This window comes from Vibrio sp. 704, assembly GCF_033339295.1.
The window spans coordinates 1-505 of sequence record NZ_JAWOUH010001078.1; the positions used below are offsets into that span (position 1 = coordinate 1).

At 45.0% G+C, this 505-nt stretch carries 1 pseudogene; it reads left to right on the top strand.

What is annotated here, in order from left to right:
- Positions 1-108 precede the first annotated feature (108 nt).
- Positions 109-505 (top strand): annotated as a pseudogene (gene esxD / locus R7R24_RS30740) (type III secretion system regulon anti-activator ExsD); the annotation flags it as partial.

The window sequence follows — 505 nt, forward strand, 5'->3', positions numbered from 1 at the left end:
TGACTAATTTTGAAAGTCACCGACGGACATAAAATTCTATTATGTTCAGCGTAAGAACGAATAATTCAAATTTATTACATCCCTTTCATTCTGGAGTGTTCGAAAGGGATGCGGAGAAGAACACAAATGAAAAAGCAGCATTGGCGACGCCGTTCGCTTTTTCCTGACAGCATTGTGACGCAAAGGAAAGTCACTGTTTTGCAAAGAGGAGCACGATACGAGAGTGCGTCTCAGCCATCACAGGATCTCAATGTTGTCCACGTGAATCACCGACAGCTGTTGAGTGAAGGTGTGCTGAATGACGACCAGTTATCGTTGTTGCAACGCTTGTTGGACAGAAGTGTGGTGGACAGTTTGTGCGCCAGCCAATTGGTGAAAACGTATTTGAGATTGGGTACATCGATTGACCGTTTTGCCATGCGTCTGTTTTTAGAAATTGGCGCTCAGTTAAGTGACAGTCAACGAGTGGCGACCTTTGAGCAGAGGCTCGAATACATCAACTCTC